This window comes from Mesorhizobium captivum, assembly GCF_033977165.1.
Classification (GTDB): Bacteria; Pseudomonadota; Alphaproteobacteria; order Rhizobiales; family Rhizobiaceae; genus Mesorhizobium; species Mesorhizobium captivum.
Window position 1 is genome coordinate 34,607 of the sequence record NZ_JAVIJB010000025.1, and the last position, 20,863, is coordinate 55,469.

Below are 20,863 nucleotides of genomic sequence, written 5' to 3' on the forward strand. Positions count from 1 at the left end.
AACGGTAGCCCCGCGCGGAGGCTTGCTTTACAAGCGTCCTTTCCTACCGACTGTGAGGCTGACTATGGCAATGAGAGCCGACGACTTGATCGACCGCCGCCGCTTGCGCCGCAAGCTGACGTTCTGGCGCGTCGCCGCGTTGGTGGTTCTGGCGGCGGCGCTGATCGCATTTTCGGCATGGATCTACGGTGAGGATTTCACCGGCCAGGCGGTCGACCACATCGCCAAGGTCAAGATCGAGGGCACCATCACCGAGGACGAGGAGCTGATCAAAAGGCTGGAGACGATCCGCAAGTCCGCGACGGTGAAGGGCGTCATCCTATCGATCGATTCGCCCGGAGGCACCACGGTCGGCGGCGAGTCGATCTATGAGGAAGTGCGCAAGCTCGCCGGCGACAAGCCGGTGGTGGCCGAGGTCGGCACGCTGGCGGCGTCCGCCGGCTATATGATCGCGAGTGCGGCCGACCACATCGTTGCCCGCAAGACCTCGATCGTCGGCTCGATCGGCGTGCTGATCCAGTATCCCGACGTCAGCGGCCTGATGGACAAGCTCGGCATCAAGCTCGAGGAAGTGAAATCCTCGCCGCTCAAGGCCTCGCCCTCGCCCTTCAAGCCGACCAACGACGACGAGCGCGCCATGGTGCGCAAGCTCATCCTCGACAGCTATGACTGGTTCGTCGGCATCGTCGCCGAGCGGCGCAAAATGACGCATGAGCAGGCGCAGGCGCTGGCCGACGGTTCGATCTTCACCGGCCGCCAGGCGCTCGGCAATCACCTGGTCGATGCAGTCGGCGGCGAGACCGAGGCGATCGACTGGCTGGCGACCAAGGGCGTCGACAGCAAGCTCAAAGTCGTCGAGTGGAAGGACAAGGACGGGCGCGGCTTCTTCTTCACAAGGAGCATGACCAAGGCCATCGCCAATGCGCTCGGCCTGCCCGACGCCGGCGGCGACGTCATTCACGAGCTTGGCGCCGACCGCTTGTTCCTTGACGGTCTCGTTTCGGTCTGGCACCCTTGACAAGCGTTGGGAAGAACCAAATAAAGCAATAAAATCATCCTGATAAGTGACTGCAGTGGTTTACGGGGAACGTTCTCATGATCAAATCTGAACTTGTGCAAATCATTGCCGCGCGCAACCCGCACCTTTTCCTGCGCGACGTCGAAAACATCGTCGGCGCAATCTTTGACGAGATCACCGATGCGCTTGCCGAAGGCAACAGGGTCGAGCTGCGCGGTTTCGGCGCCTTTTCGGTGAAAAACCGCCCTGCCCGCACCGGCCGCAACCCGCGCACCGGCGAGTCCGTCGAGGTCGAGGAGAAGTGGGTGCCGTTCTTCAAGACCGGCAAGGAGTTGCGCGAAAGGCTGAACGGCGGCAAATAGGCGCCACGCCGGCGGATCGAAACGACGTCTCGGCGCTTAAAGCATGTCTCCCGAAAGCGGGAACCGGTTTCGGGGCAATGACATGCGTAAAATCAAAAACCTAAGCGTGCGGAGCGCACTCGAAAGGTCGCGACGCGCTTTTTAAGCCGCCTCTCCATGGAGATCTGATGTTCAATCGCTTCATGCTCGTCGTGGTCCTCGTGCCGCTGGCCGTCATCTTGATCGCGCTTGCCGTCGCCAACCGCGGACCGGTCGCCTTCACGCTCGACCCGTTCCATCCGGGCAATCCGGCGCTGACGCTGAATTTGCCGCTTTTCATCTTCCTGTTCCTGGCTTTAGCCATCGGCATGATCGTCGGCAGCTTGGCGACCTGGGTGAAGCAGGGCCGCTACCGCAAGCTCGCTCGCCAGCGCGGCATCGAGGCCGAGAACCTGCGCCAGGCGGTAAGCCGCGCGCCGGCGGCGCCTAAGGGACCAGCGCTGCCGAAACCCTCGAACTGAAGCAATTCCAGGAAAAGCGTATGGCGGTTTTCCGTCCGGAAATTGCGTGAAAGCAAATACTCTGGCGGCGCTCTAATTCCACGGAGTCTTCGATGCTGACCATCTCGGCCGCCGAGGTCGATCAGGCGCTCACCTTTCCCGGGCTGGTCGAGACGCTGCGCACGGCCTTCCGCGACGGTGCGGTGCAGCCGGTGCGTCATCACCACGCGATCGAGCGGCCGGATGGCGCCGCCTCGACACTGCTGTTGATGCCGGCCTGGACCGACTTCAACGCCGCCGGCAGCTCGGCCAATGGCCATATCGGCGTCAAGATCGTCACCGTGTCGCCGGACAACAACGCCATCGGCAAGCCGGCGGTGATGGGCCTCTATCTGCTGCTCGACGGCGTGACCGGCGAGCCTGAGGCGCTGATCGACGGCCAGCGGCTGACGCAATGGCGCACCGCTTGCGCCTCGGCGCTGGCCGCGTCCTATCTCGCCCGCAAGGATGCCTCGCGGCTGCTGGTGATCGGCGCCGGCGCGCTGTCGTCCTTCCTCGCCAAGGCGCATTCGGCGATACGGCCGATCAAATCCGTCCGCATCTGGAACCGCACGCCGGCCAATGCCGAAAAGGTGGCGGCAGCGCTCCGCGCCGAAGGCCTTCCGGCGAATGTTGCCGGCGATCTCGAAGCCGAGCTTGGCGAGGCCGACATCGTCTCTTCGGCGACGATCTCGACCACGCCGCTGATCAAGGGCGCGCTGCTGAAGCCGGGTACCCATGTCGACCTCGTCGGCGGCTTCACGCCACAGATGCGCGAAAGCGACGATGATGCAATCGTCCGCGCGCGCGTCTATGTCGACACCCGGGCCGGCGCCACCAAGGAGGCAGGCGACATCGTCCAGCCACTGGCTTCCGGCGTGCTGAAGCCGGAAGCCATCGTCGCCGACCTGCATGAGCTGACGCGCGGGGAGAAAGGCGGCAGGCAGAGCGACAGCGAGATCACACTGTTCAAATCTGTCGGCGCCGCGCTCGAAGACCTCGCCGCCGGCATCGCGGTCTACGAGGCGCTCAACGCAAGGCAGTAGGGGAATAGGGCACTAAGGCAGTATGTGAGCCGCCGGGAATCCCCCTACTGCCCTACTGCCCTACTGCCCTACTGCCCTGCCTCATTCGGCCAGTAGACGCGCAGCCGATGGCCATCGGGATCGAGCGCGACGAATGTGCGCCCGAAATCCATGTCGTTCGGCGTCTGCAGGATTTTCAGCCCGCGCTTGGCCCAGTCGGAATGCGTGGCATCGACGGAGGGTGCGTTCTCGACCGCAAGCACGAGCTCGCCGCCTCCACCAGCAGCGGCTGCAGCCGGCTCCACCGTGTGGCGCGACCAGAGGCCGAGCTTGAAGCCCTTGTCGAGCACGAACATGACGAAGGTCGGCGAAGTCTCGACCGGCTCGCTCCCGAGCAGCGAAGCGTAAAACGCACCGCTCCGCTCGGGGCTGTCGACATAAAGGATGACGAAATTGGGCGTGGCCATGTCTGATCTCCAAGCTGTTTGAACCTTGGTGATCTTAGGCGTTGCCGCTGTCAGATTCTGGCAGCAGCGTTCAGTCCTCGGAATTGTTCGACGCGTTCTGAGCTGGCTTGTCGAGCGTCGCCCGCCATTGCTTCAGCATAGCCTGGCGGCGGCGCGGATAGCGAATATCCGTGGCACTGAGACCCGACATGCGATCGGCGCGAAAGTGGCGAAAATCCTGGCGCATCTCGCACCACGCCACCATCACCCGCACCTTGTCGAAGAAGCCGAGCGCGAACGGCCAGACCAAGCGCTTCGATGCGGCGCCCCCGGCATCGCGATAGAGGAAGCCGAGCTTGCGCTCGTCGCGGATCGCCTGCCGCACGACGCCGAGGTCGATCGCCTCGACGGTTCCCGAACCCCGCCCGACCAGCAGCGTCGTGGCGTCGAGATCCTCGCGCAGATCGTCCGGCAGGACAGCCGCGATCTTGGACAGCGCGTCCGTCGCGGCCGCGGCCAGTCGCTTGTCCGGCTGTTTCGCCACCCAGCGCGAGCCGAGCACGATCGCCTCGATCTCCTCGTCGGTGAACATCAGCGGCGGCAGCATGAAGCCGGGCTTCAGCACATAACCCAGCCCCGCCTCGCCTTCGATCGGCGCGCCCTGCCCCTGCAGCGTCGCGATGTCGCGGTAAAGCGTGCGGATCGACACGCCCATCTCACCGGCAAGCGTGCGGCCGCTCACCGGCCGGCGGTGGCGGCGCAGGATCTGGATCAGGTCGAGCAGGCGTTCGGAACGGGACATCGATTGGCTATCCGGGATGGCCGGACGATAGGGCTCAGGCGCTCGTCACCGCAAGCTTATGCCGACCTGGAACGCCTGCCGCCCATTCTCGTTGTTTCCACAATGGAGATGCGCGGATTCCTGTTGTTCTGGTCGGTGCTTGCCGCGTTTATCGCGGCGCTTAGCCTCGGGCCATCCTTTGCCCATGTGTTGGAATCGCTGCCGAGGCTGACAAAACGGTGGCCGGAGCTTTGGCGCGAGGCGGCTGTCTTTAACGGTCAATTTCTGCATTTTTGCCGTTATCGGAGCGCCGCTGGATATCGCAGCGATCGCTTGCCCGCCGCTGCTTGTCTGGATGCTGCGCGACGAGCCTCCTGCCTTCTGGTTCGTGCTGGCAGCCACCTTGCTGTATGCGCTCGCGCTGGCGCTCTGGTTCTTGCCGGTCAAAACGGCAAACGACGTCCTGGCGATCAGGGTGCACGGGCCGATCCCCGACAACTTTGAAGCCGTACGGCTCCGCTGGGAGACTGGCCACATGGCGGTCACGGCAGCCAAGGCTCTCGGCTTCGTTTCGCTTTGTCTCGGCTTGCTCGCCATACGACGCGATTGACGACCCAGCCGACACAAGCGCGCATGGTTTGTTGCGCCGATGGGTTGAGCTGTGGCAGAAGCGGGCCGAACCGCCGGAGATGCTCGTTCTTGAAATCTTTTCGCGACAAACGCCGCGATAACCGTCCGCGCCCCGTCGGGACGGAGCAACCACGCCCGCGCGACGCGTTTGCTGCTGGACGGCCGCCGCCTGTCGAACGGCACGAATCGAAATCCCCGGATCGCCAGGAGCAGAAACCCGCGCCGCGCGTGCTTGCCCGCCGCGACGGCCCGCTGCCCGCCGAGCGCCTGCCGCTGATCCTCGAAGTCGCGCCCAACGCCGACTATGCGCTGTTGGACAGCGGCGCCGGCGAGAAGCTGGAGCAGTATGGGCCCTACCGCATCGTGCGCCCGGAAGGCCAGGCGATCTGGCAGCGCGCTCTTCCAGCGAAGGAATGGGAGCGCGCCGACGCCATCTTCACCGGCGACACCGACGAAGAAGGCATCGGCCGCTGGCGTTTCCCGAAAACGCCGCTCGGCGAAACCTGGCCGATGAAGCATGCCGGCATCGACTATCTCGGCCGCTTCACCTCCTTCCGCCACGTCGGCGTCTTCCCCGAACAGGCCTCGCACTGGGACCATATGGCAGGGCTGATCGCGGCCGCCCGGCGTCCGGTGAAGGTGCTGAACCTGTTCGGCTATACCGGCATTGCCTCGCTGGTGGCGGCCCGCGCGGGCGCCGAGGTCACGCATGTCGACGCCTCGAAGAAAGCGATCGGCTGGGCGCGGGAAAACCAGGAGATGGCCGGCCTCTCCGACAAGCCGATCCGCTGGATCGTCGAGGACGCGGTGAAGTTCGCCGAGCGCGAGGAGCGCCGCGGCAGCCGCTACGACATCGTCCTCTTCGACCCGCCCGCCTATGGTCGCGGCCCGAAGGGCGAAGTCTGGCAATTGTTCGAGGACCTGCCGGGTCTCACCGACCTCTGCCGCTCGATCCTGACGCCGAAGCCGCTCGCTGTCGTTCTGACCGCCTATTCGATCCGCGCCTCCTTCTTCGCCATCCATGCCTTGATGCGCGACACCTTCGCCGGCATGGGCGGCACGGTCGAATCCGGCGAGCTGATCATCCGCGAGAAATCCGCCGGCCGCGCGCTGTCGACCTCGTTGTTCTCGCGCTGGGTGGCTTGAATGGTCCCGCATGATGGAGCCCGGCCTGTCGGCCAGGTCAAGGAAGTCACCAGCCTCGCCAATCCGCTGGTCAAGGACATCAAGGCGCTGGCGCTGAAGAAATTCCGCGACCAGCAGAACGCCTTCATGGCCGAAGGCTTGAAGCTGGTCATCGATGCGCTCGACCTTGGCTGGTCGATCAGGACGTTGGTCTTCGCCAAGGCAGGACGCGGCAACGCGGCCGTCGAAAAGGTCGCGGCGCGCACGGTCGCCGCCGGCGGCACCGTGCTCGAAGTCTCGGAAAAGGTGCTCACCGCAATCACTCGCCGTGAAAACCCGCAAATGGTCGTCGGCGTCTTCGCGCAGCAGACGCTGCCGCTAAAAGGTATCCGCGCCACGGACGGCGACGTCTGGGTCGCGCTCGACCGCGTGCGCGACCCAGGCAATCTCGGCACCGTCATCCGCACCGTCGATGCCGTTGGCGCCAAGGGCATCATCCTGGTCGGCGACACCACCGATCCGTTTTCGCTGGAAACGGTGCGCGCCACCATGGGCTCGATCTTCGCCGTGCCGGTCGCCAAGGCGACGGAGCAGGCTTTCCTCGCCTGGCGGCGCGATTTCCCGGGTCTGGTCGCAGGGACGCATCTGAAGGGCGCGGTCGACTACCGCTCGGTCGACTTCTCAAGGGGCCCGGTGCTGCTCTTGATGGGCAACGAGCAGCAAGGGCTGCCCGACAGCCTCGCCGAAAGCTGCGACCGGCTGTTGAGAATCCCGCAGGCCGGCCGCGCCGATTCGCTCAATCTGGCGGTTGCCACCGGCGTGATGCTGTTCGAGATCCGGCGCGGCGCGTTGAAGCTCGAGCCCGCCACCGACACGCGATGAGGACTGCTAAGTGAAATCCTGGTCCCCTTACGCCCTGCTGGTCGTCGCGGCAATCGCGCTCGACCAATGGATCAAGCAGCTGGTCGAGAACGGCCTGGCCTTCCAGGAAAAGGTCGATCTCCTGCCGTTCCTGGCACTGTTCCGCACCTACAACACCGGCATCGCCTTCTCGATGTTCTCTTCCTTCGGCGACACCGGCCTGGTGGTCATCGCCGCGCTCGTCGTCGCCTTCGTGCTCTATCTCGCCGTGCGCACACCCGCCGGCCACGTCATCGCCCGGATCGGCTTTGCCCTGATCGTCGGCGGCGCGCTCGGCAACCTGATCGACCGCGCCGTCTACGGCCACGTCATCGACTACATCCTGTTCCACACGCCCGTCTGGTCCTTCGCGGTGTTCAATCTCGCCGATGCCTTCATTTCCGTCGGCGCAGCCCTGGTTGTCTTCGACGAACTGATCGGCTGGCGGCGGGAAACCAAGCCCCAGGACCGGGGCAATTGACCTAGCGCGGCCATCGCCGCAAAGTCGGCCCTAAGCAATTCCAGGGAAAATGTGCAGCGGTTTTCCGCCGCAACTGCGTAAACAAATCGCCAGAACCAAGGAGACAAAAGTGTCCGATACCTTCAAAGCCATCCTCGTTTCGCGCGATGCCGAGAAGAAGCAGTCGGTCGAAATTGTCGACCTCACCGAGGCCGAGCTGATGGAGGGCGATGTCACCGTCGCGGTCGAGGCGACGACGGTGAACTACAAGGATGGGCTGGCCATCACCGGCAAGGCACCGGTCGTGCGCCGCTGGCCGCTGGTGCCCGGCATCGATTTCGCCGGCACCGTCATTTCCTCTTCCCATGCCGATTGGCGCAAGGGCGACAAGGTGATCCTCAACGGCTGGGGTGTCGGCGAGACGCATTACGGCGCCTATGCCGGGCGCGCCCGCGTCAAGGGCGACTGGCTGGTGCCGCTGCCCGAGAGCATGAGCCCGCATGATGCGATGGCCGTCGGCACCGCCGGCTATACGGCGATGCTCGCCGTCATGGCGCTGGAGCGGCACGGCATCGTGCCGGACCGCGGGCCTGTGGTGGTGACGGGAGCAGCCGGCGGCGTCGGCTCTGTCGCCATCTCGATCCTCTCCACCCTTGGCTACCATGTCATTGCCTCCACCGGGCGCAGTGCCGAAAGCCCCTATCTGATCGATCTCGGCGCGGCCGAGGTGATCTCGCGCGAGGAGCTCAGCCAGCCGGCAAAGCCGCTCGCCAAGGAACGCTGGGCGGGCGGTGTCGACTCCGTCGGCACCCATACGCTCGCCAATGTGCTGTCGATGACATCCTATGGCGGCGCGGTCGCCGCTTGCGGCCTGGCCGGCGGCATGGACCTGCCCACCAGCGTCGCCCCCTTCATCCTGCGCGGCGTCTCGCTGCTCGGTATCGATTCCGTCATGGCGCCGAAACCGGTCCGCCTCGAGGCATGGCGCCGCATCGGCGCCGATCTTGATTTGAAGAAGCTGTCGACCTTGTCGCGGTCGATCGGCTTCGACGGGATCATCGACGCCGCGCGCGACATTATCCACGGCAAGATCAGGGGCCGCGTGGTTGTGGATATGTAGTGCAATTCCAGGAAAAGTGTTCGGCGGATTTCCGTCCGGAATTGCGCCAAAACAGCCGAAAACCGCGTGAAATCGGCGTGGACGACTAAAATTCGAACGATCCGCCGCAAGCTTCCATAATCTCTGTCTGGCAAGGTTTCCCGCATGTTCGCGGACTCCGACATCAGACAGGATAGCAAGGCCGCAGGCGATGACGGGCTGGACGCCGGCGCGTCGAAGCGGCAGGTGCTCGTCGCGCCGCCGCTGGTCCCTGCCTTGCAAACGGACAGCCGTGAAGGCCTGCCGTTCCTGACGATCGTCGCCATCGCCGTGCTGGCCGGGCTGGCACATCTCACCGGAGCGCCGATCTTCATCACCGTCGGCCTGCTGGCGACCGGCCTCGGCAGCCTCGCCATGCATCTGCGCAACAGGAACACGGAGCGCCGCACCGCGGCTCTTCTCGACGAGACCGCCGCCCGCAGCCGCGCCGAGATCGAGACGCTCGCCGACCGCATGTGGGAGATGCAGGAGAGCGAGGAGCGTTTTCGCGGCCTGATCGACGCGCTTGGCGATCTCGTCGTCCATCGAGACCGCGACGGCCATATCGTCTATGCCAACAAGGTGTTCGCGTCGCTTGTCGACACCGACCAGCGCGACCTTGCCGGCAAGACGCTTTCCGAGTTCGGCATAGATGTCGGCGTCGTGCCCGACGCCGCCTTCTCGGACCACGAATGCCTGAGCTCCACCGATGTCGCCGTCCGCACGCCGAACGGGCCGCGCTGGTTCTCCTGGATCGAGCTCTCGGTGCGCGACAAGGATACGGGCGCGGTGTCGCACCGGGCTATCGCGCGCGACATCACCGCCCGCAAGCGCGCCGAATCCTCGCTGATCACCGCCCGCGAGCGGGCCGAATATGCAAGCCAGGCCAAGTCGCGCTTCCTCGCCACCGTCAGCCACGAGATCCGCACGCCGATGAACGGCATCATGGGCATGGCGAAGCTGCTTGCCGACACCGACCTGTCGCCGGAGCAGCGCACCTATGTCGGCGCCGTCTCCACCTCCGCAAGCGCGCTTCTTGCGCTGATCGAGGACCTTCTCGACTATTCCAAGATCGAGGCCGGCCGCTTCGATCCCGAGCCGCAGCCGACCTCGCTGCGCGAAATCGCCGACAACATCATCGAGCTCCTGGCGGCGAAAGCCTTCTCCAAGAACATCGGTCTCGGCTGCTACGTCGAGCCCGACGTGCCGCAGATGATCACCGCCGATCCCGGCCGCGTGCGCCAGGTGCTGCTCAATCTCATCGGCAACGCCGTCAAGTTCACCGACGCCGGCGGCGTTCTGCTCACCGTCGCGCGCGCCCGCACCGAGAGCACCGACCGCATCTGCTTCACCATCGCCGACACAGGTCCGGGACTGCGCGAAGAGGACATGGAGCGCATTTTCGAGGAGTTCGAGCAATCCGACGGCACCTCGACAAGGGTGCATGGCGGCGCCGGTCTCGGCCTTGCCATCTCTAAGCGGCTGGTGATCGCCATGGGCGGCACGATCTCGGTTTCGAGCCGGCTCGGCGAAGGGTCCGAATTCGTCTTCGATATCCCCGCCACCGCGGCGACCGAGCCGCCGCCGCATCGCCACAACATCCTCTCGGACCGGCGCGCGGTGATCGTGTCGAAAAACGCGGTCGAGGCCGATGCCATCGCCCGCGCCATCCGCGCCCATGGCGGCGCCGTCGATATCGCCGCGACGCCGGGCCAGGCCGCTTCGTTTGCCGCCGGCTGCAACGTGCTTCTGATCGATGCAGCGCTTGAAAACAGCGACGGCCGTTTGCTGAAGCGCCTGCGCGAGAGCGGCTTTGTCGATTGCGAGGCCATCACCCTGATCGCTCCGACCGATCGCGGCATGCTTGGCGAGTTCCGCGCCAACGGCTACGCGACGTTCCTCGCCCGGCCGGTGCGCGGCGAAACGCTGCTGCGTGTGCTGTTGACCAGCCATGTGGCGGCGCCGGCCGAGCCGCAGCCGAAACCCCGCGGTGCCGCGTCCGCGCGCCGCCGCGATCAGGGCCTGTCCGTGCTGATCGCCGAGGACAACGACATCAATGCAATGCTTGCCCGCGCCACGCTGCTCAAGGCCGGACATCGCGTCAAGATCGTCGGCAACGGCAAGGCCGCGGTCGAGGCCGTCACCGATGCCGGCCTCAAGCATCGTTTCGACGTAGTTCTGATGGACCTGCACATGCCGGTGATGGACGGGCTGGACGCGATCGCCGCCATCCGCCGCCATGAGGAAGCGCTTGCCGTGCCGCCGATCCCGATCATGGTGCTTTCGGCCGACAGCCAGGAAAAGACGCGCCACACCGTGCTGGCCCACGGCGCCAGCGGCTTCGTCACCAAGCCTCTCGACCCCGATGCGCTCGTCCAGGCCGTCGAAGGCCAGGTTGCAGCGTAACGATTTTTTTAGGTTTCGTGAACGCCTTGGATTGCCTGGCTTTCGCAGCCGTAACATAGCCGGTTGAAGGTATTGCCCAGCCGACGAAGTATTGCCGGGCTCGCCGTATCACGGTACTGTCACAATCCTGTTGCACCTACACCGTATCCCCGTGCCAAGAGGGATGGCTCGAAGGAGAGAATCACTCGTGCATACAGTCATGCCTGAATGCGACACTCGGTCGAACGCCAGCGCTTTGCTCGGCGCGCGTACCGCCGACGCCGTCGCAAGCGGCGCACCGCTGGGTCGTATCGGCAACCTTGAAGTGCGGCTCGCCCGCAACGAGGCCGAGATCGCCGCCGCCCAGGAAGTGCGCTACCGGGTATTCTATGACGAGCTTGGCGCGAGGAAGGATTTGTTCCGGGCGCAGGACCGGCGCGATGCCGACCGTTTCGACCCGCTCTGCGATCATCTCTTGGTTTTCGACACTTCGCTTCCCGGTCCCGAGCACCGGCGCATCGTCGGCACCTATCGTCTGCTGCGGCAGGAGATCGCCACGGCCGCGGGCGGCTTCTACTCCGAGGGCGAGTTCGAGTTGACCAAGCTGGTCGCGCGCCATCCGGGCCAGCGCTTCCTTGAGCTCGGCCGCTCTTGTGTGCTGCCGGAATATCGCTCCAAGCGCACCATCGAGGCGCTCTGGCAAGGCATCTGGGCCTATATCAACCACTATGGTATCGGCGTGATGACCGGCTGCGCGTCCTTCCACGGCATCGTGCCGGCGGCCCATGCCGAGGCGCTCACCTATCTCGCCCATCATTGCCGCACCGACCAGGCCTGGGATGTCAAGGCGGTCGCGGGCCGCTACTGCTCGATGGACCTGATGCCGATTGAAGCCGTCAACGCCAAGGCGGCGATCGCCGCCATGCCGCCGCTGGTCAAAGGCTACCTGCGCGTCGGCGCCCGCATCGGCGACGGCTGCGTCATCGACCACGAATTCTCGACCGTCGATGTCTTCGTCGTCATGCCGGTCAAGGAAATCGGCGCCCGCTACGTCAACTACTATGGCGGTGAAGGCCAGCGCTTCGCGGCATAGCGAATAACGAATAACGAATAACGAATAACGAATAGAAGAAAGTGACGGGATCTGTTCCGTTCAATCCCTATTCGCTACTCGCTCCCTCAGGGAATATCTTCCGGCCTCCGGCCGGGCCGGCTCTTATAGGCCGGGAACGACCAGCCGAATTTGAGCGCTCCCCCGCGTACCAGGAAAGCGGCCGCGAAGCCGAGCAGGCTGGATGGAAGCGCCGGCATGCCGATAAGGTCGCAAAGCGTGAAGAGCGCCGCACCCGCAAGCGCCGCCGTGACATAGATCTCGGGTCTCAACAGCACAGACGGCTCGCCGGCGAGCAGGTCGCGCAATATGCCGCCGAAGGTCGCCGTGAGCACTCCGGTGATAACCGATACGACCGGCGAGCCCGTGATCGCCAGCCCCTTTGCAGCTCCCATCACCGCAAAGGCGGCAAGCCCGATCGCGTCGAGCCACAGCAAGAGCTTGTAGCGGGATTCGACGCGATGGGCGCTGAAGAAGACAAGCACCGCCACGACCGCGCAGATCAGCACATAACCGCTATTGGCGACCCAGAACACCGGCAGGTTGAGGATGACGTCGCGCAGTGTCCCGCCGCCGATGCCGGTGACGCTGGCCAGGAACAGGAAGCCGATGATGTCGAGCTCTTTGCGCGACGCCGCGAGCGCGCCCGTCGCCGCGAAAACCGCGACGCCGGCGTAGTCGAGCAGCTCGATGGGATTCATGAATGAGCGAATAGTGAGTAGCGAATAGTGAGTAGTAGTGAATACCACGAAGCTGTGCGGTTGGTACCCAGCTTCCCTATTCGCTACTCACTACTCCCTATTCGCTATCAAGCATCCTTCTCCGCCTGCTCGTTCACCGGACCCGGCTCGACCGGCGCCTCGGCCGGTGCGGCCTTCGGGCCGCCCTTGGCGACGCCGACCATCGCGGGCCTCAAGACGCGCTCGCCGATCGAATAGCCGGGTTGCACGACCTGGACGACGGTGCCGGCCGGAACGTCGGCGTTGGGCACCTCGAACATCGCCTGGTGGAAGTTCGGGTCGAACTTCTCGCCCTCGGGCGCGAGCTTCTTCACGCCGTGCCGCTCCAGCGCCGACAGCATGGCGCGCTCGGTGAGGTCGACGCCCTCGATCAACGCCTTGAAGCCGGCATCGCCCGCGGCCTTGGCCTCGGCCGGAATGGCATCCAGCGCGCGGCGCAGATTGTCCGACACCGACAGCATGTCGCGGGCGAAGTTGGCCACCGCGTAAGTGCGCGCGTCATGCACATCGCGCGCTGTGCGCCGCCGCAGGTTCTCCATTTCGGCCGCGACGCGCAGCGCGCGGTCCTTCAGTTCCTCGTTTTCCTTCAGCAGCCGCACAAGCGCTTCATAATCGCCGTCGACGCCACCTTCCGCACGTTCGCCGGAAGCCTGGGCGCCGGAAGCCTGGGCGCCGGAAGCCTGGGTGGCTTCGATTTCCTCGGGCGCGCGTTCGTCGTTTGTCTGGTCGCTCATCGCCGTTTCCCGTCATTCGGATTGGTTTGGATTTGCGCCCGATATCGAGGTTTAAGGGCCAAAAATCAAGGGGCAAGCACCGCTGGCGGCCTTCCCTCGACCGCTCCAAATTAATTCAAATTTTACCGTACCGGGCGGCTTTGCTTGCCTCCACGGCCCAATACGGGAACCATTGTCGGACCGCAAGAGTTTCGAAGCCGACACAGGATTTTGAGACCATGAACGGCAACAGTAGAGAAAGGCGCGCCAGACTCGCCGCCGATATCAGGCGTCAGGTCAGCAGCGAAGCGACCAAGCGCCTTCTGCGCACGCTGCCGGCATTTCGCCTGGAAAAAGAGATGCCCAAGCGGCTCACGGACCTGCTCGACCGCCTGGACGGGGCAGAAGCAGGCCCCGCAAGCGGCGAACGCCGCCAATAAACGGGAGCTGCGGGCGCCTTGCAGAGCCGCCTTCAGCATCGACCCGTGGGGATCGCGCGACAATACGCCCGGTATTTTTGCGTGACTGGAACCTTGCGGCGGAAGGACGCTCTGCCTATCCTTCCTGATGAACGTGATTTCCCCCGAGGCAGCGGCCAGCAAGCGCGCATGGTTGAAGATCCTAGTGCGCTACAAAAGGCCTGACCGACGGCGCAGCGCCGCCGAACTCGCGATCACCCTCATTCCTTTCGTGATGCTGTGGGCGCTTTCTTCTGCCGCCTATTCCTATGGTCATTGGTGGGGTTTGGTCCTCATCATTCCGGCGGCTGGCTTCCTCGTGAGGATATTCATGATCCAGCACGATTGCGGCCATGGCTCCTTCTTCGCCAATCGCATCGCCGACGATTGGATCGGCCGCTGCCTCGGTGTGCTGACGCTGACACCCTATGATTGTTGGCGGCGCGCCCACGCCAACCATCATGCCAGCGCCGGCAATCTCGACGAACGCGGCATGGGTGACATCAGGACGCTGACCGTCGCCGAGTACCGGCGGATGTCCTGGCGGGGCCGCCTTGCCTATCGTCTCTATCGCCATCCGCTGGTCATGTTCGGCCTTGGACCGATATGGCTTTTCATCTTCGAGCAGAGACTGCCGGTCGGCATGATGCGCGGCGGCCTGACGCCTTGGATGTCCTCTATGGCGACCAATCTTGGCATCGCGGTCGCCACTGCGGCGCTTGTCTGGTTTGTCGGCCTCGGCGCGTTCCTTATCGTCCACTTGCCGATCGTCATCCTTGCCGGTTCGGCTGGCGTCTGGCTGTTCTATGTCCAGCATCAGTTCGAGGAGACCGAATGGGCGAAGGAGTCCGACTGGGAATTTCAACATGCCGCGCTGCACGGATCGTCTTACTATGACTTGCCGCCTGTGCTGAACTGGTTCACCGGCAATATCGGCGTTCACCATGTTCACCACCTCTCCGCCAAGGTGCCGTGCTACCGTCTTCCGGAAGTGCTGCGAGACTATCCGGAACTGCGCGGCATCGGTCGTATCACGCTTCTCGACAGCCTGCGCTGCGTCAGGCTGGCGTTATGGGATGAAAACCGTCGGAAACTGATATCGTTTAGCGAAGCACGGATGGCTGCATAAACCGACCGCCGCACCCGAAAGTGCGGCGGCTTCCCAGGCATCGTTTAGGCCGCCTTGCGCTCGTCTCGCATAAGCGCTTCGCCATGGCGAATTTCGGTGCCGAGCACCTTCAGGCACTCCCGCATGAAAGCGGCAAGCCCCGGCCAACCCTTGGCTGACACCAGATTACCGTCCACATGTGCGCCGGTCGGCGCAACGTCGATATAGGTGCCGCCGGCGAGCGTAACCTCGGGCTCGCAATATTGCAGCGCCGCCACTTGCCTGCCGCGCACCACGCCGTCGACAGCGATGAGGATCTGCACGCCGTGGCAGATGGTGAAGATCGGCTTGCCGGTTTCGTGGAAATGCCTGATCAGCGCCTGCACGCGCTTGTCGATGCGGATATATTCCGGGCCGCGCCCGCCGGCCGCGTAGACCGCATCGTAATCAGCGGGATTCACCTCGGCGAAGGTCTTGTTGAGGATGTAATCGTGGCCGAGCTTTTCGGTATAGGTCTGATGGCCCTCGAAGTCGTGCAATGAAGTCTTGAGCACATCGCCGGCCTTCTTGTCCGGGCACACGACATGGACGGTGTGGCCGACCGCATGCATGGCCTGCTCAAAGACGAAAATCTCGTATTCCTCGCTGAACTCGCCGACGAGCGTCAATATCTTCTTGCCTGCCATGTCGATTCCTCCCTTGCCGGCTATTTATTTCGGATCACGAAATAATAACCCTATCCTAAGGGCAACACGGCGGATGGGGAAGCGCAAATCGCATAAGTGGTCCGGCCAGATCGGCGACGGCTTCCCACTCCCACTCATTGCGACGCCATGCAACTGGGAAAATCCGCAACCTTGGTTCGACCAGGCCGGCCCGAAACGAACCAGGCATGCCGTCACGCCGTCAGTCCGGGCGCTTGCGCCGCCAGGAATATTTTGGGCCCTTGGCTTCCGGCTCCACGGCCGGCTGGTAATAGACCGGCAGGCCGCCGGTGCGCCCTTCCTCCAGCCGCTTCAGCAGCACCGGGTTGGAAACCTCGAACTCGTCGAAGCCGAGCCGCAGCATATGCGGCAGCTGGTCGACCAGCACCTGGCCCGTGGCGCGGATCGCGCCCTTGAAGTTGTGCCGGCTGCGCAGCAATTCGCCCTTTGAGAAGGAGCGGCCGTCATTGAACGCCGGGAAGGCGAGCGCCACCAGCGACAACTGGTCGAGCAGGCCGACGATCTTGTCGAGCTCGTCGCCTGGCTGCAGCAACACGCCGATGCGCTCCTTGGCCGACTTGCGGACGTCGTCGTCGAGCACGAGGAAGGCCTGCAGCGGCAGGATGAAGCGGCCATTGCCGGCAAGCGCCTCGGCGCTTTCGGCATGAACCCAGTCGTCCTCGCGAAATCCCTTCGGGGTCCAAAGGCGGGTCCCTGGTGTCGTCGATTCAGTCATCAAAATTCCTAAAGTCCAAAAGTCCTCAGGCGAACGGTGCCTCCATTAAACCGGAAGCTGCCGTTTGCAGGCCCGCATCAGATGAATAGCGATATACCCTAAAGCGAGGCGTCGGTCAGCGACTTCTCCAACCCCGACAGATGGATGCCGCACTCGGTCTTGGCGTGCCCTGCCCAGCGGCCGCTGCGCGCATCCTCGCCAGGCTGTACCGGCTGCGTGCAGGGGAAGCAACCGATCGAGAGATAGCCATAGGCGACCAGCGGATTTTCGCGCAGCGCATGCGCGCGCATGTAGTCGGCCTGGTCCGACGTCGTCCAGCGCGCGAGCGGATTGATGCGGATGCGCGAGCCGACCGCCTCGAAGACCGGAAGTGCTGCACGCGTCGAAGCCTGGAAGCGCTTGCGTCCGGTGAACCAGGCGCGGAACGGCTCGACGCCGCGCGCCAGCGGCTCGACCTTGCGCACGTTGCAGCAGGCGTCTGTGTCGGTCTCGTGCAGCCTGCCGGTAGGATCGACGCGCTCGAGCGCCGCCTCGTCCGGCTTGATCACCCTGACATCGGTCAAGCCGAAATCGGCGACCAGCGCGTCGCGGTAGCCGAGCGTTTCCTCGAAATGCTTGCCGGTATCGAGGAAGATCACCGGCAGCGACCGGTCGATCTTGGCGATCATGTGCAGGAGCACCGCCGAATCCGCGCCGAAGGACGACACGGCGGCGACCTCGCCGCGGAAGAATTCGCGCACCGACCGCTCGATGATCTCGATCGGCTTCAGATGACCGAGCAGCGCGTGGAGCCCCGCCGCTTCCGCGGCGACGCCGGCCTCGACGCCGTCCGTGCGATCAAGCGGCCTTGGTTTCGCCAGCATAGAGCGCCTCCTTGAACGGTGCGGGACCGACACGGCGGTAGGCATCGATAAAACGTTCGTCGGGACTGAGCCGAAGGCCGAGATAGGTTTCGACGATCTGCTCGATGGCATCGGTGATCTCTTCCGAGGAAAAGCCGCGGCCGATGATCTCGCCGACCGAGGTGTTCTCGTCGGCCGAGCCGCCGAGCGTCACCTGGTAGAGCTCGGTGCCCTTCTTCTCGACGCCGAGGATGCCGATGTGGCCGACATGGTGGTGGCCGCAGGCATTGATGCAGCCGGAGATCTTCAGCTTCAACTCGCCGATCTCGCGCTGCCGCTCCAGCGAGGCGAAGCGGCGCGAGATTTCCTGCGCCACCGGAATGGACCGCGCCGTAGCCAGCGCGCAGTAGTCGAGGCCCGGGCAGGATATGATGTCGCTGATCAGGTTTGAATTGGCTGTCGCGAGACCAATCTCGACCAGCGCGTCATAGACCGTCTTGAGGTCGGCGCGGGCCACATGCGGCAGGATCAGGTTCTGCTCGTGGCTAACGCGCAGCTCGTCGAAAGCGAATTTCTCGGCGATGTCGGCCACCGCTTCCATCTGGCTGTCGGTGGCGTCGCCGGGCACCTCGCCGATGCCCTTCAGCGAGATCGTCACCGCCGCATAGTCGGGGTGGCGATGGGTCACGACATTCTGGTCGAGCCATTCCGAGAAGCTTTTGGAATCGAGCCGCGCCTGCTTCACCTGCGCGTCGCCTTCCGGCCTGTCCGGCAATGCCGGCGGCGCGAAATAGGCGTTGATCGCCTGGATGTCGGCTTCCGGCAGCTTGAGTTCGGCGTCCTTGAGCTCTTGCCATTCAGCCTCGACCTGGCGGGTGATTTCCTCGACGCCGGTCTCGTGGACGAGGATCTTGATGCGTGCCTTGAACTTGTTGTCGCGGCGGCCATAGAGGTTGTAAACGCGCAGGATCGCCGTGCAGTAGGACAGAAGGTCGGCTTCCGGCAGGAAGTCGCGGATCTTCCTGGCGACCATCGGCGTGCGGCCCTGGCCACCGCCGACATAGACGGCAAAGCCCAGCTCGCCGGCCGCGTTCTTCTTCAGATGCAGGCCGATATCGTGCGTCTGGATGGCGGCGCGGTCGCGCTCGGCGCCGGTCACCGCGATCTTGAACTTGCGCGGCAGGTACGAGAATTCCGGATGCACCGACGACCACTGGCGCAAGATTTCCGCATAGGGGCGCGGATCGGCGACCTCGTCGGCGGCGGCTCCCGCGAAATGGTCCGCGGTGACATTGCGGATGCAGTTGCCACTGGTCTGGATGGCATGCATCTCGACGCTCGCCAAATCGGCGAGGATCGCCGGAATGTCGGACAGCGCCGGCCAGTTGAACTGGATGTTCTGGCGCGTGGTGAAGTGGCCGTAGCCCTTGTCGTATTTGCGGGCGATGTGGCCGAGCATGCGCAACTGCCGGCTGTTCAGCGTGCCGTAAGGCACGGCGATGCGCAACATATAGGCATGCAGCTGCAGATAGACGCCGTTCATCAGCCTGAGCGGCCGGAACTGGTCCTCGGTGATCTCGCCGGCAAGCCGGCGCTGGACCTGGTCGCTGAACTCGGCGACGCGGGCCTTTACGAAATCTTGGTCGAACTCGTCGTAACGGTACATGCTTCGTCTTTCAGGGCGCGTCCGCCCGCTGCTTTCCTTGAACCCTTAGGCCGCCCGAACCGCTTGCGGGCTCGCCTGCTTGCCGATGTCGGTGCGGATGGTCGGGCCCGCTGCGCGGATCTTCTCGCGCAACCGCACCGGCTCGACCAATCCATCGACCACGGTGACGTCGATCAGGTTGACGTCGACCACCTCGTTGCTGGCAGCGGCCGCGGCGCCGATCGCTTCCAGCCGGTCCTCCGCCGCTTTGTCATGGGCGATGTCGGCATTGCCGACTATCTCCGCCCAGGCGCCATCGGCGTACCAGACGGCAATGCCGTCGGAGAGCCTGTTCGCGGTCAGAACCTTCATTCCCGTGCTCCTTCGGCGCCTGCAACGCTGGCTGCCTCTTCATGTCCTGTATCTTCACGTCTACGTGCAGCGAGCGGCTCGGAACGTTCGAAATTGGCGCCGGCGACCGCGTCGCCGATGATCGTCATGACGGGCCCGGTGAGATCGGCCCGCGCTTCCAGCGACGGCAGGTCGGCCAGCGTGCCGTGAAAGCGGCGGCGATTGTTGAGGCTGGCATTCTCGACGACGGCGACCGCCGTGTCGGGCGACAGCCCGGCTTCGATCAGACGGCCAGCCACCTCTGCCGCCACGGAGCGGCCCATATAGACGGCGACGGTGGCGCCGGAGATGGCGAGCTTCGCCCAGTCGGGCAGCGAGTTGCCTTTGAGGTCATGGCCGGTGGTGAACACCATCGAGGATGTCACGCCGCGCAGCGTCAGCGGCAGCTCGAAATCGGCGGCGGCGGCGAAGGCGGCGGTGACGCCCGGAACCACCTCGTAGGCAATTCCAGCCTCGCGCAGCGCCGCCATTTCCTCGCCTGCGCGGCCGAACACCAGCGGATCGCCCGACTTCAGCCGCACCACCCGCTTGCCGGCGCGGCCAAGCTCGATGAGCAGCGCGTTGATCTCTTCCTGGCTCTTGGAATGGCAGCCCTTGCGCTTGCCGACAGGCAGGCGCTCGGCGTCGCGGCGGCCCATGGCGACGATCGCCTCCGGGACCAGCGCATCATGAACGATCGCGTCCGCTTCCATCAGCAGACGGTGGGCGCGCAGCGTCAACAGATCCTCCGCGCCCGGACCGGCGCCGACCAGCGCGATATGACCCGACGCCGGTGTGTTCGAAACCAGAAGGTCTAGCGCCGCACCATGCGCCCTGTCGAACTCTCCGGCTTCGATGGCCTTAGCAGGAGCGCCGGCGAAGAAATCGCTCCAGAAGCGGCGGCGGCGATTGCCCTTCGGCAGCCGCTCGGCCGCGGCACGGAACGAAGCCGCCAAGGCCGCCAGCCGGCCGAGCGACGGCGACAGCATGCGGTCGATGCGCACGCGCAGCATCTGCGCGAGCACCGGGCCGGCGCCCTCGGTGCCGATGGCGATGGCGACCGGCGCCCGGTTGACCAGCGCCGGGGTGAAGAAATCGCAGAGCTCCGGCCGGTCCACGGCATTGACCGGGATGCCCAGCCGGCGCGCATCCTCGGCAACGCGGCGATCGAGCGCCTCGTCGCCGCTGGCGGCGAACACCATCGCTGCGCCTTCGATCTGCGCGGCATCATAGGCCGTATCGACATGGACGGCGCCGGCCAATGAGATGAATGCAAGCAGCTCCGCATCGGCGTTGTCGGCAATGATGCGCAGCGAAGCGCTCGACTGCGCCAGCAGCCTCGCCTTGGCAAGCGCCTCCTCGCCGTTGCCGACGATGGCCACAGCTTCGCCGTCGACCCGCACGAAGACGGGGAAGGCGTTGAGCTTGGCGTTGGCTGGCGACATAGCGATAAACAATACGAGAACAGTCTGGCAGTTTTATGCGGGCGCGGCAAAAACCAGAAGGCAAGCACTCGCGCATCGCTCGATGGCAGGCAATCGCTTTTTCGCAACCGCGAAAGGCAGGAGAAAAAAATTCTACGCCTGGGCTTCAGGTGCCCAGACACCTCGCCGGCACCCATTGATCCA

At 64.6% G+C, this 20,863-nt stretch carries 23 protein-coding genes; 13 read left to right on the top strand and 10 right to left on the bottom strand.

Going from position 1 to position 20,863, the window contains the following annotated elements; genetic code table 11:
* Positions 1 to 64: 64 nt before the first annotated feature.
* The 4 genes from sppA to lhpI all read left to right on the top strand — a co-directional run bounded on the left by sppA (position 65) and on the right by lhpI (position 2,944).
* A complete protein-coding gene (gene sppA, locus RFM40_RS20820; protein ID WP_320228160.1) occupies positions 65 to 1,018 on the top strand; it encodes a signal peptide peptidase SppA in 954 nt (317 codons plus the stop codon).
* 77 nt (positions 1,019 to 1,095) lie between these two features.
* Positions 1,096 to 1,380 (top strand): integration host factor subunit beta, encoded by a 285-nt coding sequence (locus tag RFM40_RS20825; protein WP_027165368.1) that lies wholly within the window; start codon positions 1,096 to 1,098, stop codon positions 1,378 to 1,380.
* A 167-nt stretch (positions 1,381 to 1,547) separates the two neighbouring features.
* On the top strand, positions 1,548 to 1,880 hold the full coding sequence (locus RFM40_RS20830) for a LapA family protein (RefSeq protein ID WP_126097881.1): 333 nt from the start codon (positions 1,548 to 1,550) through the stop codon (positions 1,878 to 1,880).
* 92 nt (positions 1,881 to 1,972) lie between these two features.
* Positions 1,973 to 2,944 carry a bifunctional Delta(1)-pyrroline-2-carboxylate/Delta(1)-piperideine-2-carboxylate reductase gene (gene lhpI, locus RFM40_RS20835; RefSeq protein ID WP_320228159.1) on the top strand — a complete coding sequence of 324 codons (972 nt, stop codon included), beginning with the start codon at positions 1,973 to 1,975 and terminating at the stop codon, positions 2,942 to 2,944.
* Positions 2,945 to 3,012: 68 nt separating this feature from the next.
* Here lhpI and RFM40_RS20840 read toward each other — a convergent pair whose 3' ends face one another.
* Positions 3,013 to 3,390, bottom strand: a complete 378-nt coding sequence (locus RFM40_RS20840) for a VOC family protein (RefSeq protein ID WP_320228158.1) — start codon at positions 3,388 to 3,390, stop codon at positions 3,013 to 3,015.
* 70 nt (positions 3,391 to 3,460) lie between these two features.
* Positions 3,461 to 4,171, bottom strand: coding sequence for a helix-turn-helix transcriptional regulator (locus RFM40_RS20845; RefSeq protein ID WP_320228157.1), 711 nt, complete (start codon positions 4,169 to 4,171; stop codon positions 3,461 to 3,463).
* Positions 4,172 to 4,505: 334 nt separating this feature from the next.
* On the opposite strand from RFM40_RS20845, the gene RFM40_RS20850 reads away from it, so the two are divergent.
* The 7 genes from RFM40_RS20850 to olsB all read left to right on the top strand — a co-directional run bounded on the left by RFM40_RS20850 (position 4,506) and on the right by olsB (position 11,881).
* Positions 4,506 to 4,760, top strand: coding sequence for a hypothetical protein (locus RFM40_RS20850; protein WP_320228156.1), 255 nt, complete (start codon positions 4,506 to 4,508; stop codon positions 4,758 to 4,760).
* A gap of 89 nt (positions 4,761 to 4,849) precedes the next feature.
* Positions 4,850 to 5,926 carry a class I SAM-dependent rRNA methyltransferase gene (locus RFM40_RS20855; protein ID WP_320228155.1) on the top strand — a complete coding sequence of 359 codons (1,077 nt, stop codon included), beginning with the start codon at positions 4,850 to 4,852 and terminating at the stop codon, positions 5,924 to 5,926.
* Entirely contained in the window at positions 5,927 to 6,787 is an 861-nt protein-coding gene (locus RFM40_RS20860) for a TrmH family RNA methyltransferase (RefSeq protein ID WP_320228154.1), read from the top strand.
* Between the two features lie 10 nt (positions 6,788 to 6,797).
* Positions 6,798 to 7,286 (top strand): signal peptidase II, encoded by a 489-nt coding sequence (gene lspA, locus RFM40_RS20865; RefSeq protein WP_320228153.1) that lies wholly within the window; start codon positions 6,798 to 6,800, stop codon positions 7,284 to 7,286.
* 109 nt (positions 7,287 to 7,395) lie between these two features.
* Positions 7,396 to 8,385, top strand: a complete 990-nt coding sequence (gene acuI, locus RFM40_RS20870) for an acrylyl-CoA reductase (NADPH) (protein WP_320228152.1) — start codon at positions 7,396 to 7,398, stop codon at positions 8,383 to 8,385.
* A gap of 144 nt (positions 8,386 to 8,529) precedes the next feature.
* Entirely contained in the window at positions 8,530 to 10,809 is a 2,280-nt protein-coding gene (locus RFM40_RS20875; RefSeq protein ID WP_320228151.1) for a PAS domain-containing sensor histidine kinase, read from the top strand.
* 199 nt (positions 10,810 to 11,008) lie between these two features.
* Positions 11,009 to 11,881 carry a l-ornithine N(alpha)-acyltransferase gene (gene olsB / locus RFM40_RS20880; protein ID WP_430691719.1) on the top strand — a complete coding sequence of 291 codons (873 nt, stop codon included), beginning with the start codon at positions 11,009 to 11,011 and terminating at the stop codon, positions 11,879 to 11,881.
* Positions 11,882 to 11,967: 86 nt separating this feature from the next.
* Here the strand turns inward: olsB and RFM40_RS20885 are convergent, their stop codons facing one another.
* Together RFM40_RS20885 and grpE are read right to left on the bottom strand one after the other, a co-directional pair.
* On the bottom strand, positions 11,968 to 12,600 hold the full coding sequence (locus RFM40_RS20885) for a trimeric intracellular cation channel family protein (protein ID WP_320228149.1): 633 nt from the start codon (positions 12,598 to 12,600) through the stop codon (positions 11,968 to 11,970).
* A 107-nt stretch (positions 12,601 to 12,707) separates the two neighbouring features.
* Positions 12,708 to 13,373 (bottom strand): nucleotide exchange factor GrpE, encoded by a 666-nt coding sequence (gene grpE, locus RFM40_RS20890; protein WP_320228148.1) that lies wholly within the window; start codon positions 13,371 to 13,373, stop codon positions 12,708 to 12,710.
* Positions 13,374 to 13,591: 218 nt separating this feature from the next.
* Between grpE and RFM40_RS20895 the strand changes: the two genes are divergently transcribed.
* Together RFM40_RS20895 and RFM40_RS20900 are read left to right on the top strand one after the other, a co-directional pair.
* On the top strand, positions 13,592 to 13,792 hold the full coding sequence (locus RFM40_RS20895; RefSeq protein WP_320228147.1) for a hypothetical protein: 201 nt from the start codon (positions 13,592 to 13,594) through the stop codon (positions 13,790 to 13,792).
* 127 nt (positions 13,793 to 13,919) lie between these two features.
* Positions 13,920 to 14,939: a fatty acid desaturase gene (locus RFM40_RS20900; protein ID WP_320228146.1), complete on the top strand. Its 1,020-nt coding sequence runs from the start codon at positions 13,920 to 13,922 to the stop codon at positions 14,937 to 14,939.
* A gap of 44 nt (positions 14,940 to 14,983) precedes the next feature.
* On the opposite strand, the gene RFM40_RS20905 is transcribed toward RFM40_RS20900, so the two are convergent.
* From RFM40_RS20905 to cysG, 6 genes are all read right to left on the bottom strand, one after another.
* Positions 14,984 to 15,604 (bottom strand): DJ-1/PfpI family protein, encoded by a 621-nt coding sequence (locus RFM40_RS20905; RefSeq protein WP_320228145.1) that lies wholly within the window; start codon positions 15,602 to 15,604, stop codon positions 14,984 to 14,986.
* Between the two features lie 220 nt (positions 15,605 to 15,824).
* Entirely contained in the window at positions 15,825 to 16,358 is a 534-nt protein-coding gene (locus tag RFM40_RS20910; RefSeq protein WP_320222000.1) for a DUF934 domain-containing protein, read from the bottom strand.
* Positions 16,359 to 16,456: 98 nt separating this feature from the next.
* Positions 16,457 to 17,221, bottom strand: coding sequence for a phosphoadenylyl-sulfate reductase (locus RFM40_RS20915; RefSeq protein ID WP_320228144.1), 765 nt, complete (start codon positions 17,219 to 17,221; stop codon positions 16,457 to 16,459).
* Entirely contained in the window at positions 17,196 to 18,866 is a 1,671-nt protein-coding gene (locus RFM40_RS20920; protein WP_320228143.1) for a nitrite/sulfite reductase, read from the bottom strand. The genes RFM40_RS20915 and RFM40_RS20920 overlap by 26 nt, the downstream gene beginning before the upstream one ends.
* A 45-nt stretch (positions 18,867 to 18,911) precedes the next feature.
* Positions 18,912 to 19,217, bottom strand: a complete 306-nt coding sequence (locus RFM40_RS20925) for a DUF2849 domain-containing protein (protein WP_320228142.1) — start codon at positions 19,215 to 19,217, stop codon at positions 18,912 to 18,914.
* The gene (gene cysG, locus RFM40_RS20930) at positions 19,214 to 20,680 is read right to left on the bottom strand and encodes a siroheme synthase CysG (RefSeq protein WP_320228141.1); all 1,467 of its coding nucleotides are present in this window, start codon (positions 20,678 to 20,680) and stop codon (positions 19,214 to 19,216) included. Before cysG ends, RFM40_RS20925 begins: the two co-directional genes overlap by 4 nt.
* Positions 20,681 to 20,863 lie beyond the last annotated feature (183 nt).

Excerpts from the sequence above, each read along its gene's own strand:
- grpE (WP_320228148.1), bottom strand. The coding sequence starts at position 13,373 with ATGAGCGACCAGACAAACGACGAACGCGCGCCCGAGGAAATCGAAGCC.
- RFM40_RS20875 (WP_320228151.1), top strand. The coding sequence starts at position 8,530 with ATGTTCGCGGACTCCGACATCAGACAGGATAGCAAGGCCGCAGGCGAT.
- RFM40_RS20850 (WP_320228156.1), top strand. The coding sequence starts at position 4,506 with ATGCTGCGCGACGAGCCTCCTGCCTTCTGGTTCGTGCTGGCAGCCACC.
- RFM40_RS20915 (WP_320228144.1), bottom strand. The coding sequence starts at position 17,221 with ATGCTGGCGAAACCAAGGCCGCTTGATCGCACGGACGGCGTCGAGGCC.
- RFM40_RS20925 (WP_320228142.1), bottom strand. The coding sequence starts at position 19,217 with ATGAAGGTTCTGACCGCGAACAGGCTCTCCGACGGCATTGCCGTCTGG.
- RFM40_RS20845 (WP_320228157.1), bottom strand. The coding sequence starts at position 4,171 with ATGTCCCGTTCCGAACGCCTGCTCGACCTGATCCAGATCCTGCGCCGC.
- lhpI (WP_320228159.1), top strand. The coding sequence starts at position 1,973 with ATGCTGACCATCTCGGCCGCCGAGGTCGATCAGGCGCTCACCTTTCCC.
- RFM40_RS20830 (WP_126097881.1), top strand. The coding sequence starts at position 1,548 with ATGTTCAATCGCTTCATGCTCGTCGTGGTCCTCGTGCCGCTGGCCGTC.
- RFM40_RS20860 (WP_320228154.1), top strand. The coding sequence starts at position 5,927 with ATGGTCCCGCATGATGGAGCCCGGCCTGTCGGCCAGGTCAAGGAAGTC.
- RFM40_RS20885 (WP_320228149.1), bottom strand. The coding sequence starts at position 12,600 with ATGAATCCCATCGAGCTGCTCGACTACGCCGGCGTCGCGGTTTTCGCG.
- RFM40_RS20920 (WP_320228143.1), bottom strand. The coding sequence starts at position 18,866 with ATGTACCGTTACGACGAGTTCGACCAAGATTTCGTAAAGGCCCGCGTC.
- RFM40_RS20905 (WP_320228145.1), bottom strand. The coding sequence starts at position 15,604 with ATGGCAGGCAAGAAGATATTGACGCTCGTCGGCGAGTTCAGCGAGGAA.
- RFM40_RS20910 (WP_320222000.1), bottom strand. The coding sequence starts at position 16,358 with ATGACTGAATCGACGACACCAGGGACCCGCCTTTGGACCCCGAAGGGA.
- sppA (WP_320228160.1), top strand. The coding sequence starts at position 65 with ATGGCAATGAGAGCCGACGACTTGATCGACCGCCGCCGCTTGCGCCGC.
- RFM40_RS20825 (WP_027165368.1), top strand. The coding sequence starts at position 1,096 with ATGATCAAATCTGAACTTGTGCAAATCATTGCCGCGCGCAACCCGCAC.
- RFM40_RS20895 (WP_320228147.1), top strand. The coding sequence starts at position 13,592 with ATGAACGGCAACAGTAGAGAAAGGCGCGCCAGACTCGCCGCCGATATC.
- olsB (WP_430691719.1), top strand. The coding sequence starts at position 11,009 with ATGCCTGAATGCGACACTCGGTCGAACGCCAGCGCTTTGCTCGGCGCG.
- RFM40_RS20900 (WP_320228146.1), top strand. The coding sequence starts at position 13,920 with ATGAACGTGATTTCCCCCGAGGCAGCGGCCAGCAAGCGCGCATGGTTG.
- RFM40_RS20840 (WP_320228158.1), bottom strand. The coding sequence starts at position 3,390 with ATGGCCACGCCCAATTTCGTCATCCTTTATGTCGACAGCCCCGAGCGG.
- cysG (WP_320228141.1), bottom strand. The coding sequence starts at position 20,680 with ATGTCGCCAGCCAACGCCAAGCTCAACGCCTTCCCCGTCTTCGTGCGG.